Source organism: Bellilinea sp. (assembly GCF_053501535.1).
In genome coordinates this window covers 36,961-54,013 of record NZ_JBRCOK010000145.1, presented here as the reverse complement: position 1 = coordinate 54,013, position 17,053 = coordinate 36,961, and the positions used below count along the sequence as shown (strand labels likewise).

Sequence of the window (17,053 nt, the reverse complement as noted above, 5' to 3'; positions counted from 1 at the left end):
CCCAATTACTGAAGTCCATTTACCAGCAGGTGCTCACACTCCCGCCGGAAACCCGTCTGCTGCCCGGTCATGGTGAAGAAACGACAGTTCAGGATGAAGCCGACAATAACCCGTATTTGAATTAGACAAACCCTCTTCAGGATTTCAAAGTGAGAAATGACGTTGCCTGGATTGAAAAAAATCAACATTGGCTTTTCCCTTTTGCCTACCTATTTAGTCGAATCATTCTTTACCTTGCCTTAATCCCCACCAGTTATTATGGTTTTGGTGACCTGCCGGTTTATTACAATTGGACAACCTTGCCGGGTTGGCCTTATTTTAACCATTGGGTAGAATATCCACCCTTGTTTCCTTTTACTAGCGAAATCATTTTTATATTGAGTAACGGTGAAGTTTTTTTATATGATTTTATTCTTTGTGTCATCATTGCTTTAGCGGGATCTGGAACGATTTTCGTATTTCAAAAAATCGCTCACCAAATGTATCAAGAAACGGTTGCTCACTGGAGAACAGTGCTTTTTTTTAGCATTTTATTGATGTTGCCATATACATGGTGGTATGCTGAGCTGATTACAGTTTTCTTGATGATCTTGAGTGTATGGTGGGGTATTTCCAAAAGAGAAACGCTCGCTGGGCTCGGAATCGCTGCCGGTATTTTATCAAAATGGTTTCCTGTTTTTATTCTTCCTGCCTTATTTCGATTTTATTCAAAAAAACAATTCGTCAAAGTTTGTCTTATCGCTGCAACCATTGTAATCCTCACATTCACAACATTATACGTACTATCTCCCCAAATGACTTTAGCCTCCTTGCGAGCTCAACCAAACCGCAGCTCTTGGCAAACCTTATGGGCATTGTTGGATGGCAACCTGACCACGGGAGCATTTTTGACCATTGAAGACAGACTACATCCTGAAGTTGCAGGGATTCCACGCGGTAATCCCCCTGTTATCTCTCCCAATTTAACTCTACTGGTCTTTGCTGGAATCGGTATTTGGTTTTTAATAAAGAGAAATCAATTCGATACCATCTCTGTGATTGCTTTCTTGGGAATAACCTGGTCCCTGTTTCTGCTCTGGTCGCCTGGCTGGAGTCCTCAATGGATTCTATATCTTTTGCCCTTAATTCTCTTAAGCTTCCCCATTTCCAGAGCATATTTGGTTTTAATAGCGTTAATCGGTTTGACAATTTTTGAATGGCCACTGATGCTGATGCGTCAAATCTTCTTAAGTTTGTGGATTATCGTCCCGTTGCGCATGGGTCTGTTAGCCCTCCTGATCAGTTTATGGCTTCCACAGATAATCTCCGCCAAAAAAGAATAATCTACATACCCCATCCATATTTGCTCTTGTGGATACCCATCTGGATAGGCATTGGTTTGCGTATCTATGGTCTATCTTCAAATTCTATCTGGTACGACGAGGCATTAACTGTTTTTTTAACAAGACAGTCCCTGATGAAGATGGTTTCACTGTTAACCACAGAACTCAATCCTCCCCTCTGGGAAATTCTTGAATGGTGGATTGTTCGTATCTTCACACCATCCGAAATTAGCTATCGGATATTATCTTTAATCTCAGGAATTTTCACGGTAGTTGTTGCCCAAAGATTGCTCTCCCATTTTCAGGTTAACTACACAAAACAATTTTTAGCGGTATGCATCCTTTCGATTTCACCTTACCAACTATGGATGGCACAGGACGCCAGAGTATACGCACTGATGAGTTGTCTATACCTGCTTGGATTTTGGTTCATCATCCAACAAAAGTGGCTCGGCGCACTGGCGTGTTTTGGTTTATTGTTTTATTCAAACAGCGCTGCCGTTTTTTGCGTTATATCTCTGGTTGCTATTGGTATATTAATTTATCCCGATAAGTGGCGCAGAATGGTTTACATTGGGTGCGCGTCATTCGGATTATTTATTCCTTGGTTTGCAGCTTCTTTTGGGAATAATCTTTCAGGGAGCTATTTTTCGGGTTACAACATTCCCCCAGTCAATGCTCAAAGAGTACTTGAACAAGTGAATTACATTTTTTTGACTCCATCAATATCAAACCCCCTGGTCAGCACATTACTGAGGTTAATCCACACATCGGTTTTGGTGGTATTTTTTGTTTTCCTTGTCGTGTTTCTTGTGAACACCTTTTTTAGACGGGAAGACAATCAACATGAATTTGTAAAGAATAGCTTGGCGCCTCTATTGATTTTAAGCTTATTTCCCTTAATTATGATCATAATAGCGGCATGGTTTTACCGAAATGGGCATCTCATCCTTTACCGCTCTTTCAGTCCACTTGCTGTTCCCCTCGTGATATTGATCGCAGTATATTCAAATCTTAAGTCCAAATTTTCCTCTGTAATTCTAATCGTTTTGTTGATTGTCAACCTAAGTTATCATTTCGTATGGACTGTACAGGAAAAAGGAGGTTACCTGCAAGAAACCATTCAAAAGCTGTCTATGATTGATCAGCCCTCTACCATCATTTTCCATGCAACGGCAAACTCTCTTTTACCCTTTCAGTATTATCTGAGCGGCGCAACGCACTATTTATTGGATGCCGACCTGCCTGCATGGTTCCTGGTGCAGCCTTTGCAGCAAGCCTTCGATATAAAGAAAATTTCTCCCCGGCAAGTCCCAGCCGGCTCTTTTTGGATTATATGGGCAAAAGATGCTCATTTGCCACCTTTTGTTGAAGAAGAGATGAATGAATTAACCAACAAGTGCCAGTTGATGTGCAAAATATCATATCCCCAAGCAGCAGCCATAGACATTTACTATTGCTCACCATAGGTCAACTTTATGAACAAACTGGATATGTTCTATACAATCTTTCTCATTGTATTATCAGGTTATTTTCGTTTTACAAACCTCGCTCAAAACCCGGGGATATATAATGATGAAGGCACATTGCTTAATATTTCAAACAACTTGCATAAAGGAAGTTTAGAATATCTCGGCATCCAGGGCTCCTGGTTGTTGGCCGGTAGAATGCCCGTCTTCCCATGGCTTCTATCTTCGAGTTACAACTTTTTTGAACCGAGCTTGTTGGTCTTGAGGGGATTTACGGCACTAAGCAGCATTATATCCGTAGTATTGCTCTTCTGGTTCCTCAAAAGTCTATCCGATAAGAATTTACTTTTCATAAAATACCTTTCTCCTCTGGTATTGGCGCTGCATCCAAAATTCGTCTTATTTAATCGAATCGGATTTGGATACAATTTGCTGATTCCAATCACTATTCTAATCACTTGGTTTTTCTGGTCATATTTGCAGTCTAAAAATAAACATTGGATATTTTTTGCCTCTATTTTTGTCGGCATTGGAGTCCTGATTGAGCTGGCCTATATTGCCTTTGTTGTATTTCTTGCCATCTTAATCCTTCTTTTTGATCCAAGAAAGCTCTTTTTTGTAATTGTCATTTCGTTGACTCCACTGTTTTTGTACTTTTTGATTTCTCTTTTTCTTTTTGGATCCCCCTTTTTATTTGACTGGCAAACAACTTTCGAAAGGGGAACATCCCATTCCCTCTTTCTACAAATTGCCACTATGTTAGTAACCACTATCGTTTCTTTTACTTTTGCGGATACATCTCTACTTATTGGATTGCTTGGTAGCTTGGCTATTCCAAACAGGAAACTTGCAATAATAGGATTTTTCGGAATTATTGTTCCCACACTTGTAATTAATCGGACATTTTCCACAATTAATCAGAGTTTTTATTATTTTTTACCTTACCTTCCTTTCGTTGCAATCGGGATTTCGAGTGTTATTCATAAGATGATTGAGTGGATTCTAAAATTTTCCAACGAGCTTTGCGATGCCTATGTTTTCCAAGTATTACGAAAAAACCAAAGCGTAAAATGGAGAACTTTTATTTTCTCATTGATACTGATAATTACAATCCTTGGTCCAGCCGTTTTATTGGTTCTTGATTTAGATACACAAGCGAGGCATAAATTTCGGACATCCTTTGATCATCTACTAATTGACATAAGCGAATTTTCTAAAATTATAGATTTCGTAAATACAGTAACCAAACCGATGGATACGATCATTGCTTCACCGGCAATAGCCTGGGCGATTCAAGCTAACACAACGGACTATCAAATCTCGATTGCAGTCAACGAGCAACCCACTATCCATTTTCCAAATGGAATTCCAAAAGAGAGAATGCGTTTTCAAACAGATATTGAAAATGCACGTTATGTAATAATTGACTCAATTACGCGAAGTTGGGAGGATGAACAGATCCCAGGCATTTACGAGTGGATTCAACAAATCGAAACACAATGGATACCTGTATTTAAAACAACTTCACTTGTTGTATATCAAAACCCCCAACTTCTAACAAAATGAACACATTCCCTCTAATTTCATAAGTGTTCAATCTAACAAATTAATCTAAAAAGCATTCGTTTCTTGCTTCAATTCTTTTTTGTTAAGATTTAGTAATTTTAGATACATTTATAAACCAAGCATTGATTTCTCTGTTATCATTGAGCCAATTATTAACCAAAACTTCTTTTGCAACTTAACGAGCCGCTTATGTCCAACTCCTCCCGAACCTTATTAATCGTTCTGATTGGCATTCTTTTCCTTTGTCTGTGCCTTTGTGCCGGGCTGGTGTTTGCCGGAGCGCTGGGTTTTCTGATAACCACTTCTCCCAGCAGCAGCGACGACACCTCGCCCGTCTTTCAGTTCACCCCTCCTTTCAACGACTGGCAGCCGATTCCTACCCTGCCTGTCGTTGAGCCTCCTGGCCTGCCGTTGGCTACCCCTTCCAATGTTCCGGCAAGCGATGGTGCGTATGAAACCCTGCAAAGTCTCCAAAAGGCCTTGGTGCCGGTGAACGACCCTCGGGAACTGGCTCAACGGCTTGGCGGCAAAGGTCGAATTCCAGAAACCGTGCCGTTTAGCGGACCCTTTCAGGTAGGTGACCGCAAAAAGTTTTGGGTAACCAATGTGGATACCACCGAGAATTTTCAGGTGGAAGCCGTTTTGCGCTATGTCACGGATAACGCCTATTTCTGGATTGAAGACGGCGTTTCTTTCAATCAATCCGCACTGCGTCGGCTGGCTGAAACCTTCAACAATCAAATTGTACCAACCAACCGCGAATTTTTCGGCATGGAGTGGAACCCCGGTGTTGATAACGATCCGCGCTTGTTCATTCTCTACACCCGCGGGGCCGGGCGCAACATCGCCGGCTACTTTTCCTCCGCCGATTCCGTTCATCCACTGGCGCATCAATATTCCAACGCTCACGAGATGTTTATTCTCAGCGCGGACAATGCCGGGCTGGATGAAGAATTCACCTACGGCGTACTGGCGCATGAATTCCAGCACATGATTCACTGGTACCGCGACCGGAATGAGGAAACCTGGCTCAACGAGGGCTTTTCCGAACTGGCTGCTTTTCTCAACGGCTACGATCCGGGGGGTTTTGACTACATCTTCTCGCTCAACCCCGATCACCAGTTGAACGACTGGCCAACCGACTCCAGCGCCACGACTCCTTATTACGGCGCATCCTTCCTGTTCGTAACCTATTTCTTAGAACGATTTGGTGAAGAGGCAACCAAATCGCTTGTTGCCCACCCCGATAACGGTCTGGATAGTATGGATACTGTCCTTGCCGGCCTGAACGAAATAGACCCCCTCACAGGCCAACTCATCCAGGCCGATGATGTCTTTGTAGATTGGACACTGACCAACTACCTAAACGACCCGCGCATCGGTGACGGGCGCTTTACTTATACCCGCTACCGCAGCGCCCCAGCGGTTAACGATACCGAAGTATTCACCAGCTGCGATGGACGAAGTCAGACTCGCAGCGTCCGCCAGTACGGGGCAGATTACATCAAATTCAATTGTCAGGGGAGTTTTACCCTGGAATTTCAAGGCAACAGTGAGGTAGGCGTTTTGCCACTCGGGGCATTTTCGGGAGAATACGCATTCTGGTCGAACAAAGGCGACGAATCGGACATGACCCTCACCCGCGAGTTCGACTTCACCAACACCAGCGCGCCAATTCAGATGACTTACCGCACGTGGTACGATCTCGAAGAAGATTACGACTACCTGTATCTGGTTGCTTCAGAGGACGATGGTAAAAACTGGCAGATCCTGAACACGCCGTCCTGTACAACTGAAAACCCCTCCGGCAACAGCTACGGCTGCGGTTACAACGGCAAGACCAATGGCTATATTCAGGAAGTGGTAGACCTCTCCCGTTTTGCGGGCAAGAAAGTACTGCTGCGCTTCGAATATGTGACCGATGCCGCCGTCAATGGTGAAGGGCTTCTCTTGGATGATGTCTCCATCGCGGCAATTAACTATTTCACCGATTTTGAAACCGATGATGGCGGCTGGCAAGCCGACGGTTTTGTTCGCATTCAAAACCGGCTGCCGCAGACTTTCCGCTTATCCCTCATCTATCTCGGTTCAAATCCACGCGTGGAATACCTGACCCTGGATGCTGCCTCATCGCTTCGGCATACCGTACAACTGGCAGATCCTGGCGAGCCAGTTGTGCTGGTGGTCAGCGGGACAACCCGCTTCACCCGCCAGCCGGCTGCTTACACCTTCAGCGCCCAGCGTTAATCAGCAAAGAGGGGCTGCCCGAACCCAAAGCAGCCCCTCTTGTTTTGTGTTACCCTTCAACCTACTCCAGCTTAATCCGCGCCTGACGCAGGCGGTTCAATTCTTCTTCTAATTCCTTGCGCCGTTGTTCTGCTGCCAGGCGCACTTCCCCGCTGATTCGGTCAATGGTTTCGCCGATCTGCTGCTGAAATTGTTTCCCCGAGGCTGGCGCAAACAGCAATGCCAGCGTTCCGCCGACCAATCCGCCAATCAATACGCCAACAAAAAAACTAGCCAGACGACGCATCGTTTCCTCCTTACTTACGCCCATATGCTTAATCCGCTTTGATTATAACTGGAATTTTTGCTTTCTCAAATGCGCTTTGCCAGATTCAACCGTAAAAACAAAAAAGGAGCAGCCGCTGAAACCCAAAATCCAATCAAGGTATACCGCAGAAAACGGAAACCGTAGCCGAGCATTTCTGGCTCACGGGGAAAGAGCGCGCTCAGCCCGATATACAATATCAGCACACCGGCCATTCCCAGCAGGAAGCGTACCACCAATTGAGTTGGGCTTCCTTTGACACTCATCAAACCGCCGCTGCGCAGCATCAAGATGACACCGGTGATTAAACCCAGCCAGGTACCACCTACCGTAAAAAAGGGTGCGAGGGTGAAAGGGTTGATGGGTTCATCAGGCGCTGCCAGTAAAGCAGTCTGCCCCCATTCCGGCGGCAACGACCAGCGGCTGACAGCCAGCAATACCAGAAATCCAGACAATAAAATCAGCAATGAACTCGCCAGGGCCACAGTCAACTGCCGGCTGGGGTTTAGATTGCTGAACCAGTGAATGACCCTGTTTTCCACCTGAAGATAGGCCACCAGCAGAAGTCCACCCACTCCCCAGCCAACCAAAACATCACTGGGAAAATGCACCCCCAGCAGCAATCGTGAGAAACCGATCAGCAGGATCACCAAAACCATCAACCAGCGTAACCAGGCTTTGCGAATCTTCACCGCCGCCAATCCCCACAAACTGGCAGCATTTTGGGCATGGCCGGAAGGCATTCCAAAAGAAGTTTCACTGCTAAAAGCGCGCACATTCGTATCAACCCAGTAGGGACGCGGGGAATGGAATGCCAGTTTCAAAATAGAATTGAAAAGATTACTGAAAATCAACAGTACCCCAATCCGCAAACCCAACCCGGAATCTACACACCAGTAAAGAAGCGGAATAACCAACAAGTAAAACTCTTCATTCCCCAAAAAAGTGATCCCCTTAAAAATTGGGGCCAAAGCACCAAACCCGCCTTGCAGGTTTTGAATAAAATCAAGTTCACTTAGAAGAAATGGATCCATCTTATCATCCCTGCAATGAAGTGATTGACTTGTTCATACACCCAACATTGAACCCTGCCATTGACGGCTAAAGCAAAAGTATTGTACACTAAAATTATGTTCAATCCTTCAAAACGCTGGTGGGATCTTTTATCGGTATCCCTCTTCCTGGCCGCGTTGATTACCGTTACCTACCGGTTAGCAGATACCCGCTGGACCGACAATCTGGAGATTGTGATTGGGCTGGCATTGATTGGCGCAATCATCGGGCTGGCGCTGGGATACAGCCGATTCAGCCCTCAAACTGCTGGCCTTTTTGGCTTCCTGTTTACCCTCTTCTTCATCACCTGGCAATTGGGGGAACTAACCCCCAGCAATTACATCTGGCTGGAACGGTTGTGGCTGTTGGGTGACCGCATGTGGCAGAATCTGGTTCTTTTTCTGCGTAACCAGCCGCTGAACGACTCAATTTTATTCCTTGCCAACATGGCCCTGCTGTTCTGGCTGGTGGGCATTTCCACCGGCTACCAGCTGACCCGTTATGGTAAGCCCTGGCAGGGTTTGGTTGTGCTGGGAATCGCGCTGGTAGTGATTGACCTTTACCACCCGCCGCTTGCCCAAAGCGGGGTCGCCACCGCCATTTTTGCCGTTCTGGCTTTGCTCCTCTTCAGCCGCATGAATTACCTCAAAAATGCCCGCCAGTGGGAAGAAGAAGAGGTCGGTGTGGATACCGACACCGGATTTAACTTGATGCGCAGCAGTTTAATCATCCTTGTGCTGCTGGTTATTTTTGCCTGGAATGCTCCGCGTATCGTCCGCGCAGTTGTCCCAAACAGCCCCGAGCGCCAGCAGATGATTCAATCCTTGCAATCCCTGCGGGAACGGTTCCAAAATGTTACCAATCCATTAAGGGGCTCGGTTGCTGTACTGGATGAATATTATGCCGATGAGTATGCCCTTGGCACCGGCAGCCAGCTGACGGATGCCACCGTTTTTACCGTTCAAGCCAGTATCACCCAGCGAATAGGGGTGCCCTACTACTGGCGCATCCGCAGTTATGACTATTACGACAATGGCCGTTGGGAAAGCACAGTAACCAATCAGCAATCCCTGCGCGTTGGTTCACCTCCCCTCGATTATCCGCAGTACAGCCGGCGCTTCAATGTGCGCTTCGACTTCCGCCCTGTCCGCAATTTGAGCATGGTCTATGTGCCGGGATTGCCGGTCGGGCTCAACCGCAATGTTTTGCTGGTTTACGACGGTTCAGAACCCGGCAAGGTTGAAGATGTGATTACCGTGCTTGCCGATCCCGATATCCCCCCCGGCAGCACCTATCAGGTGACTTCCTCGATTGCCTCCCCCACAATTGCCGCCCTGCGGGAAGCTGGCCAGGATTACCCTCAATGGGTAGTAGACCGCTACCTTCAATTACCGGATGACCTGCCCCAAAGTATTCGCGACCTTGCCGCCGAGATCACAGCCGGCCTGGAAACCCCTTATGACAAGGCCGCTGCCATCACACAATGGCTGAGGGACAATATCGCCTATTCCGCAACTATCCCAAACCCGCCAACCGGCAGAGACCCGGTTGAGTGGGTATTATTTGAGCATAAACAAGCCTTTTGTAATTACTACGCCTCGGCAGAAGTGTTAATGCTGCGCTCGTTGGGAATACCCAGCCGCTGGGTCATCGGTTATGCTCAGGGATTTCTCGACGAAGAAGAAGACTTTTACTGGGTGCGCGATTTAGACCGCCACGCCTGGCCGGAGGTTTTCTTCCCCGGCATCGGCTGGATTGAGTTTGAACCAACCGCTTTCCAATCCCCCATTGAGCGGCCCAGTGGGGCAGGCACAGAAGACCGCACCCCATTTCCCCAGCCCAACCCCAATCAGCCGCAATTACTGGATGAATTTGAGGAAGCCACGCGTTTTGACGAAAATCAAGCCTCAGGTCCGGTAAATTTACAAACCACACCGCTGGTCAGCGCTACGCTGATCATCCTGGGTTTGCTGATTGCAGGAATTGTTATCTTTCTGGTCGCAGCCAACGGACGCAGACGCCGCTGGTTCCCTCAGCAAAGTTTTCCGGCATTTTTAGAAACCAGCCTGCGAAAACGCGGTTGGCGCATCCCGCGGTGGCTGGAACAATGGTCGTACTACACTCAACTGGCACCCGTTCAGCGCGCTTTTTACAGCATTCACTGGCTGTGCCATTTGTTCAAAATCCCCATCACCCCCGCCCAGACCCCTGCGGAACAAATTCAAACGCTCATTAACCACCTGCCGGAAAGCGAAACCTCTGCTCTTCAGCTTTTGCAAGAATACCAGAAAATTGCTTACAGTCCTTATCCAGCCGATACAGCCGTTGCTCAACAATCTGCCCGGCTGATCTGGAAACTGGCATTTCAAAATCGCGGTAAAATGATTCTGGCGAAATTAGGGGGGAAACCCCTTGAAAGCAACGCTTAAATTCCCATTCAGGAAGTAATAAAAATTGAGTGATCACAAATCTGCTTTGCAGGGTGATCAGCTGGCAACCAATCTGGAAAAGTTGAGATCAGCCTGCTACTCCATTTACAATTACCTGCAGACCAACCGTCCTGCTGCGCTACCCACTTCATTCTTTGAAACCGTAGTGGCAATTAATGCGCTGGTAAAGAAAATCAACGCGCAATTTGAAGAACTGGAAGAAGAACGTCGCAGCCTGATGGCGCTCGCCGGCATGGGACAGGTGATCAACACCTCGCTGGAATTGAACACCGTTCTTCAAATTGTCATGGATACGATTATTCGGCTTACTGGCGCAGAACGCGGCTTTTTAATGCTGAAAGATGAGGAAGGTAACCTGATCACCCGCATTGCCCGCAATTGGGTTCAGGAATCGCTGAATACCACCGAACTCCACATCAGCTTCACAGTGATTGACCGGGTCGCCGGGGAAGGCTTGCCTGTGCTCACCACCAATGCACAGGAAGACCCGCGTTTTGGCAAACAGGACTCCGTCATTGCTCACAACCTGCGTTCGATCATGTGTGTACCGCTGAGGGTCAAGAGCGAAGTAACCGGCGTCATCTACGTGGATAACCGTATTCGGAGTGGTCTATTCACCTCCAAACAGCTGGATTTGCTGGCCGCTTTCGCCAATCAGGCAGCGGTTGCCATTGAAAACGCCCGCCTGTTTGCCTCTGTCCAGCGCAGCCTTGCCGAAGTAACCGAATTGAAGAGTCTGATGGACAAGGTGTTTGCCTCCATCGCCAGCGGAGTGATTACCGCCGATATTGAAGGGAATATCCTGTTGTGCAACCGGGCAAGCGAACAAATTCTCAACCAGACTGCGCCAGAGTTGAGCAGCCAAAAGTTAAGGGATATTCTCACTTCACTCTCCCCGGCGCTGCTGCCCGAACTGCTCCACGTGCTGCAAACAGACCAGCCTGTGCTGGGTCTGGAAATTTCCCCAGCCATCGCCGGGCGTGGACGAATTGATTTACGCATCAGCATTACCCCTGTAAAAGATGGACAGCAGCAAACCCAGGGCATTGCGCTTGTGCTGGATGACCTGACCGAGAAAAAACAGCTGGAAGCACAGCGTCGTCTGTTTGAAAAAATGGTCTCGCCGGCAGTCATTCGCCAATTGAACCCCGACAGCCTTATTTTGGGCGGACAGCGCAAAGAAATCACCGTATTATTCGCCGATATTCGCGGATTTACCACCATCAGCGAGAGTTTATCGCCGGAAGAACTGGTCTCCATCCTCAACCGTCACCTTGCAGCAGCGGCCGAAGCCATTTTGCAGGAAGAGGGAACCATTGACAAGTTCCTGGGTGATGCAGTTATGGCATGGTTTAATGCCCCGATCCGCCAGCCCGACCATGCCCTGCGTGCAGTGCGGGCAGCCTTGCTCATGCGCGACTCGCTCAAAGCCCTTCATCTGCAATTGCCAGCAGCACAACGCCTTTCTTTTGGCATTGGCATTCACACCGGAGAAGCCGTGCTGGGTTTAATCGGCAGCGAAAAACGCCTGGAATACACCGCCATTGGGGATTGTATCAATACCGCCAAACGAATTCAGGAAAATGCACGCGCTGACCAGATTTTGATCACTCAGTCGGTGGTTGACCGGCTGGGGGGATATGCGGTCTATCAGCCGGTACAGGCAATTCAGGCAAAGGGCAAACGAGAACCGATTCAGGTATACGAGGTCAACTTCTTAACAATCTGAGTTCGGCATCCATATTTACGCTCTGCCAGAGATGGATTTTTTGCCCGCTCACCCAAAAGCGGCTTTGGGGTGTATCAACTGCGCCTGCTGCCGTTTTTGTACCAGATGCGTTCAATGACCATCAAAACTTGCTGCAATCCGAGGCGGATTGGCGGGATTTCAAGGTACTCGCTATCGGTATGGGGAGCGCCGCCGCGCGTTAGCCCGAGGCATACCGCAGCAATCCCCCGGCTGAGGGGGATGTTGGCATCCGTCGAGCCAATTTCCAACACAGCCGGTACGTGCAGTTCGGCAAGACACTCCAGCGCCAGTTTGACCAGCGGATGAGAAGGGCGAATGCTTCCTGCCGGCCGAATACCGATCAGGTCCATCTCAAAATGCACTCCCTTGCGTTCTCTCCCCATGACGATGCGTCGGACCCGCTGTACAAGCCGCTCCAAACCAGCTTGATCCTCTGAACGCAGGTCAACCTCACAAAAGGCGCTGGCGGCAATCGTATTAATCGAGGTGCCGCCCTGGACAATTCCAACATTCAGGCTGCTGCGCGGTTTTTGCGGCAAAATGATTTCTGCCATGGTGTGAATTACCGCCGCCAGTTCATGGATGGCCGAGGGCTCGCCCTGATTAACCCAGGCATGTCCGCCCTGACAGTGCGCGGTGATACGATAACGGGCAACGCCCAGTCCGCGATGACAAACCTGTCCCAAACCCAACCCTTCCAAAATCACATAAGCCTGAACGGCTTCACCAAAACGATCCACCACCGTCCGCATACCGGCAAGGTTGCCAAGGCCCTCTTCACACACATCCGCCACCAGCCAGATATCTCCATCAAAACGCTGTCCATGTTGAACCAGACATTTGCCAATCGTCAACAGAGCCGCCAGCCCCAAAGCATTATCCGCCGAGCCTGGGCCGGTGATTTTACCGGTTGTCACCTCCAACGGTAATGATTTATCCAATGGGTGAACAGAATCGAGATGAGCTGAGAGGATAAAAGGCTCGGCATCCCCGCCTCTCCAGCGGCCAAACACATTACCCTGCTCATCCAGAAAGACCTCATCCAGACCGATCCGCAGCATTTCATCGCGAATGTAAACCGCCCGGCGCTCTTCGTGAAAGGTTGGCGCAGGAATTTGTTGAATCCGTGCGGTTTGTTCAACAATATAATCCAGCAACTCGGCGGGCAAAGGGATCATCAGACTTTACTCACCATTTCGCGCAGTTTTTCCAGTCGCATGGGGGGCAGACCCGGCAGTACATCCAGCGCATAGAAGGGGCCACTTCCCTCCACCACAATCGAAGCCGAGATATTCCCCCATAACGTAGCCTCCAGGGGATCGTAGGTCTGCCGCAGCCCGGCCAAAAAACCCCCACAAAAAGCATCACCCGCGCCGGTCGGATCCACAACCCGAGCAGGATAAGCCGGCACCATCCAGCGCTGGCGGCTGGTCCGTGAATAGACCCATTGCCCCTGGCTTCCCCGTTTAATCACCACAATTTCACAATCAAAAGAGGTGAGCCGTTCCGCCATTTCCCACAGATCATCGGTCAACCCCTGATAAAAGCGACGCACCTTCTTTTCCGAACAAATCAATGCGCTGACCCCCCTCAACATTGCCGGCAAGTCATCCCGAAAGGTTGGATTCATGCTCCCCTCGGAAGGATCCATCGTCAAAGTGGTAACTTGCCCACGGCGGAAGAGGGAAGGCAACAAGGACTGCGTCAGGTAATCAATGGGGGCAATATGCGCTGCTGTAGCATCCAGATAATCCGGTGGAAAATCGCCGGCGCGGATCGTCCAGTCGGTTGGCTGCACCCGGCTGTCAATCTGATTTGTGGGTGGGGAATAGCCCAGCAATGCTTTGGGAAAGGGTAAACCCAACCTGGAAAAATGCGTCAGAGGTGCATCCGAATTTTCTTCATCACCGTTTGGGTAAGCTGCAAAATAACGTGACTCCAGGGCTGTGGGCAGCACTTTGATGCCGCGGCAGTCAAATCCACGCGCGGCAAATTGATCAAGCCATTCATGAGGATAGTCTTCGCCGACCCGTCCGATCAAACCAATCCCCTGATCCCACAGGCGCACCCCAACAGCGGTGTAGATCAGATTACCACCGGGAATATCCAGGGCCGGTTTACCGTTGACGGGCAGAATAAAATCCCGCCTCAGCTTACCGGCGATCAAATAACGTAGAAAAGGAGCGCTATCCAAAAAACCCCCGCCCGGCGCAACCGTTTTTCGATTACTTTTTTGAACCGGCAATATCGGTAATCAGCCGCAACAGTCCCAGAACACCCAAGCCAACCTTTACACCATCACCGGCGGTCAAACGAGGAGCCTGTTGGGTTTCTTCCGCCCGTTGAATGAGGAGCAAGGCCGCAATCACACCTGCCGCTGCACCAATCAATCCCCCGATCACAATTGTTTTCGTTTTCCAATTTTCCATCAGAAATCCTCTTGGAATGAGATAAGATGAAGGCTGAAAATTAATGGCGAATGATTTTTGACCGCAGGGTATGGAAGCCCGCTGACCACCCACCCCAACGGATGAAAGGGCGGGCAAGCCGGTCACACAAGGCTTTCACCCGGAGTACCATTACCTGCGAATAAATCTGACCAATCCTAAAATAAGGGGGCAGAACCCGCAAAATTTTGTTCATCAGGTAAATCAGTCCAATGTTGAGTGCCAGAAACAGCATTGCAAAAATAATGAGCGGGCCGATTAACCAGATTAAGGAAATGGCTGCCCAATGACCGGTGCGGGATGTCCCCAGTGAGGGAGTCAGCACCATCAACAATCCTAAACCGAGGAACACCACCCCTGCCGCAATTACCGGCATCCATATCTGCCAGACAACCTGCCGACGGTGTTTTTGAAAGGAGGGGGATGGAGAATTTTGATTTTCCGCACTCATGCAATTATTGTAGCATGAAACCGCCGCGTAAAAAATACAATCCCAACCGATTGAAATATCGGTTTTAACTCAACTCTCTTTCCACCCAAACAAGCCGGGGCAATCCCTGCAGATCATGGATTACTTCAATTTTCGCGTTCGGCAAATTACGGTAAACCAGTTGGGCAACCTTTTCTGCCTGCCCTGCCTCGATCTCCAGCAGCATTAAACCGCCCTTCGCCAACCAGCGTTTTGAATCTTCGATCAAGGCTGCAATCCAATCCAAGCCGTCATATCCACCATCCAAAGCCAGCCGAGGCTCAAAGCGGCTGACTGCCAGTTGCGCCAGTTCATTGGCAGGTATATAAGGTAGATTGGCACAAACCAGATCAAACATCCCCTCTACGGCATCCAGCAAGTTACCAAGCATGGGAAACACCCGCTGAGAAACCTGCAGTTGCTCAAAATTCTGGTGGGCAATCTGTATCGCCTGCCAGGAACGCTCGACCGCCACACATTTCAAATCCGGAACATGAAAAGTCAGCGTAGCGGCAATACTGCCCGAACCGCTGCCCACATCTGCCGCACTGCGCCGATTTGGATGGCGTTTTAACCACCCAAGCGCTCTTTCGACCAGCAATTCAGTTTCGGGACGCGGAATTAAAACCGCCGGGCTGACCCAAAAGGTCAGTCCGTAAAACTCTCGTTTGCCGGTTAAATAAGCCAGCGGTTCACCCTGCTCAAGACGGGTGATTAAATTCTCCAACCGCTCGATGTGGTCTTCTCCCAGCACATATTCCGGATGAGCCAGAATAAATTCACGGCTTTTCCCCAACACATGCGCCAGAATCACCTGAGCAGCCAGACCCCCGTCTTCTATACTCTTTAGTCTTTTCCGGGCAAATTTCAGCCAATCCCCGGCATTAAGGTTCAGCAGTTTCATGTGCGGTCAGGCGTTCGGTTTCATCCCGCAAGGACAGTTCTTCAATAAATTCGTCCAGTTCTCCATCCAATACCGCCGGCAGGTTGAAGGAAGAAAGATTGATCCGGTGATCGGTTACACGGTTTTGCGGGTAATTGTAGGTACGGATTTTCTCGGAGCGTTCACCGGTTCCCACCTGAGAACGCCGGGCTTCATCCAGTTCCTGCTGCCGCCGGTTTTCTTCAATTTCATATAATTTGGCACGCAGAATGCTCATTGCCCGCAAGCGGTTTTGCAATTGAGAGCGCTCGTCCTGACAGGCCACCACAATACCGGTTGGGATGTGCGTAAGGCGCACCGCGGTGGAGTTTTTCTGAACGTTCTGTCCCCCGGCTCCAGCCGAACGATAAATATCTATGCGGATATCCGATTCCGGGATATCAATATCCACCTCTTCCACCTCGGCCAGTACGGCTACTGTGACGGTGGATGTGTGAATTCGGCCGGAGGCTTCCGTTTCCGGCACACGCTGTACGCGGTGCACGCCGGATTCGTATTTCAGGCGGGAATATGCACCCCGCCCTTTGACCATGAAAATGATTTCCTTGAAACCACCGATGCCGGTTTCATTCTGCGAGAGAATTTCCACCGACCAGTTACGCCGCTCGGCGTAGCGGCTGTACATGCGGAACAAATCAGCCGCAAACAGGGCGGCTTCTTCTCCGCCCGTTCCAGCACGAATTTCCATGATGACATTGCGCTCATCACGTTTATCTTTGGGAAGTAAAAGTGACTTGATCTCCCGTTCCAGCGCTTCCTGGCGTGGTTGCAGTTCTTCTAAATCCTGCCGGGCAAGCAGGCTGAGTTCCTCATCATCACCATCCACTAACTGACGGGCTTCTTCGATGCGTTTCAGCACCTGCCGGTATTCGCGCCCTTTTTCGACAATCTCCTCCAAGTCGGAGCGCTCTTTGGCAAGTTCTGCAGCACGTTGATAATCCTCTCCGACTTCTTCCAGCAAGCGATTGAGTTCTTCGTAACGCTCTTCGATCTTTGTAATTTTTTCCAGCATATGTTTTCTTAATCCGTTAAC

14 protein-coding genes are annotated in these 17,053 nt (G+C 49.1%); 6 read left to right on the top strand and 8 right to left on the bottom strand.

Features of this window, described 5'->3' with window-relative positions:
- Positions 1-149: 149 nt before the first annotated feature.
- The 4 genes from ACWIZX_RS13440 (at position 150) to ACWIZX_RS13425 (ending at position 6,604) form a co-directional block, all read left to right on the top strand.
- On the top strand, positions 150-1,322 hold the full coding sequence (locus ACWIZX_RS13440) for a hypothetical protein (RefSeq protein WP_448336136.1): 1,173 nt from the start codon (positions 150-152) through the stop codon (positions 1,320-1,322).
- Positions 1,286-2,791, top strand: a complete 1,506-nt coding sequence (locus tag ACWIZX_RS13435) for a hypothetical protein (RefSeq protein WP_448336135.1) — start codon at positions 1,286-1,288, stop codon at positions 2,789-2,791. Before ACWIZX_RS13440 ends, ACWIZX_RS13435 begins: the two co-directional genes overlap by 37 nt.
- 9 nt (positions 2,792-2,800) lie before the next feature.
- Positions 2,801-4,357, top strand: coding sequence for an ArnT family glycosyltransferase (locus ACWIZX_RS13430; protein ID WP_448336134.1), 1,557 nt, complete (start codon positions 2,801-2,803; stop codon positions 4,355-4,357).
- A 189-nt stretch (positions 4,358-4,546) separates the two neighbouring features.
- Entirely contained in the window at positions 4,547-6,604 is a 2,058-nt protein-coding gene (locus tag ACWIZX_RS13425) for a hypothetical protein (protein ID WP_448336133.1), read from the top strand.
- A 61-nt stretch (positions 6,605-6,665) separates the two neighbouring features.
- Here the strand turns inward: ACWIZX_RS13425 and ACWIZX_RS13420 are convergent, their stop codons facing one another.
- Together ACWIZX_RS13420 and ACWIZX_RS13415 are read right to left on the bottom strand one after the other, a co-directional pair.
- Entirely contained in the window at positions 6,666-6,890 is a 225-nt protein-coding gene (locus ACWIZX_RS13420; protein WP_448336132.1) for a YtxH domain-containing protein, read from the bottom strand.
- Positions 6,891-6,955: 65 nt separating this feature from the next.
- Positions 6,956-7,942 carry a phosphatase PAP2 family protein gene (locus tag ACWIZX_RS13415; RefSeq protein WP_448336131.1) on the bottom strand — a complete coding sequence of 329 codons (987 nt, stop codon included), beginning with the start codon at positions 7,940-7,942 and terminating at the stop codon, positions 6,956-6,958.
- An 81-nt stretch (positions 7,943-8,023) separates the two neighbouring features.
- Here ACWIZX_RS13415 and ACWIZX_RS13410 point away from each other — a divergent pair, with 81 nt between their 5' ends.
- Together ACWIZX_RS13410 and ACWIZX_RS13405 are read left to right on the top strand one after the other, a co-directional pair.
- Positions 8,024-10,390, top strand: coding sequence for a transglutaminase-like domain-containing protein (locus ACWIZX_RS13410; protein ID WP_448336130.1), 2,367 nt, complete (start codon positions 8,024-8,026; stop codon positions 10,388-10,390).
- 25 nt (positions 10,391-10,415) lie between these two features.
- Positions 10,416-12,140, top strand: coding sequence for an adenylate/guanylate cyclase domain-containing protein (locus tag ACWIZX_RS13405; protein WP_322794155.1), 1,725 nt, complete (start codon positions 10,416-10,418; stop codon positions 12,138-12,140).
- Between the two features lie 74 nt (positions 12,141-12,214).
- Here the strand turns inward: ACWIZX_RS13405 and ACWIZX_RS13400 are convergent, their stop codons facing one another.
- From ACWIZX_RS13400 to prfA, 6 genes are all read right to left on the bottom strand, one after another.
- Positions 12,215-13,339 carry a M20/M25/M40 family metallo-hydrolase gene (locus tag ACWIZX_RS13400; protein WP_448336129.1) on the bottom strand — a complete coding sequence of 375 codons (1,125 nt, stop codon included), beginning with the start codon at positions 13,337-13,339 and terminating at the stop codon, positions 12,215-12,217.
- Complete coding sequence (locus ACWIZX_RS13395; protein WP_448336128.1) at positions 13,339-14,355, bottom strand: carbohydrate kinase family protein; 1,017 nt, start codon at positions 14,353-14,355, stop codon at positions 13,339-13,341. Before ACWIZX_RS13395 ends, ACWIZX_RS13400 begins: the two co-directional genes overlap by 1 nt.
- 31 nt (positions 14,356-14,386) lie before the next feature.
- Complete coding sequence (locus ACWIZX_RS13390; protein ID WP_322791907.1) at positions 14,387-14,590, bottom strand: hypothetical protein; 204 nt, start codon at positions 14,588-14,590, stop codon at positions 14,387-14,389.
- 40 nt (positions 14,591-14,630) lie between these two features.
- Complete coding sequence (locus ACWIZX_RS13385; RefSeq protein WP_322791906.1) at positions 14,631-15,059, bottom strand: hypothetical protein; 429 nt, start codon at positions 15,057-15,059, stop codon at positions 14,631-14,633.
- Positions 15,060-15,123: 64 nt separating this feature from the next.
- Positions 15,124-15,981, bottom strand: coding sequence for a peptide chain release factor N(5)-glutamine methyltransferase (prmC, locus tag ACWIZX_RS13380; RefSeq protein ID WP_448336127.1), 858 nt, complete (start codon positions 15,979-15,981; stop codon positions 15,124-15,126).
- Entirely contained in the window at positions 15,962-17,032 is a 1,071-nt protein-coding gene (gene prfA / locus ACWIZX_RS13375; RefSeq protein WP_448336126.1) for a peptide chain release factor 1, read from the bottom strand. The genes prmC and prfA overlap by 20 nt, the downstream gene beginning before the upstream one ends.
- Positions 17,033-17,053 lie beyond the last annotated feature (21 nt).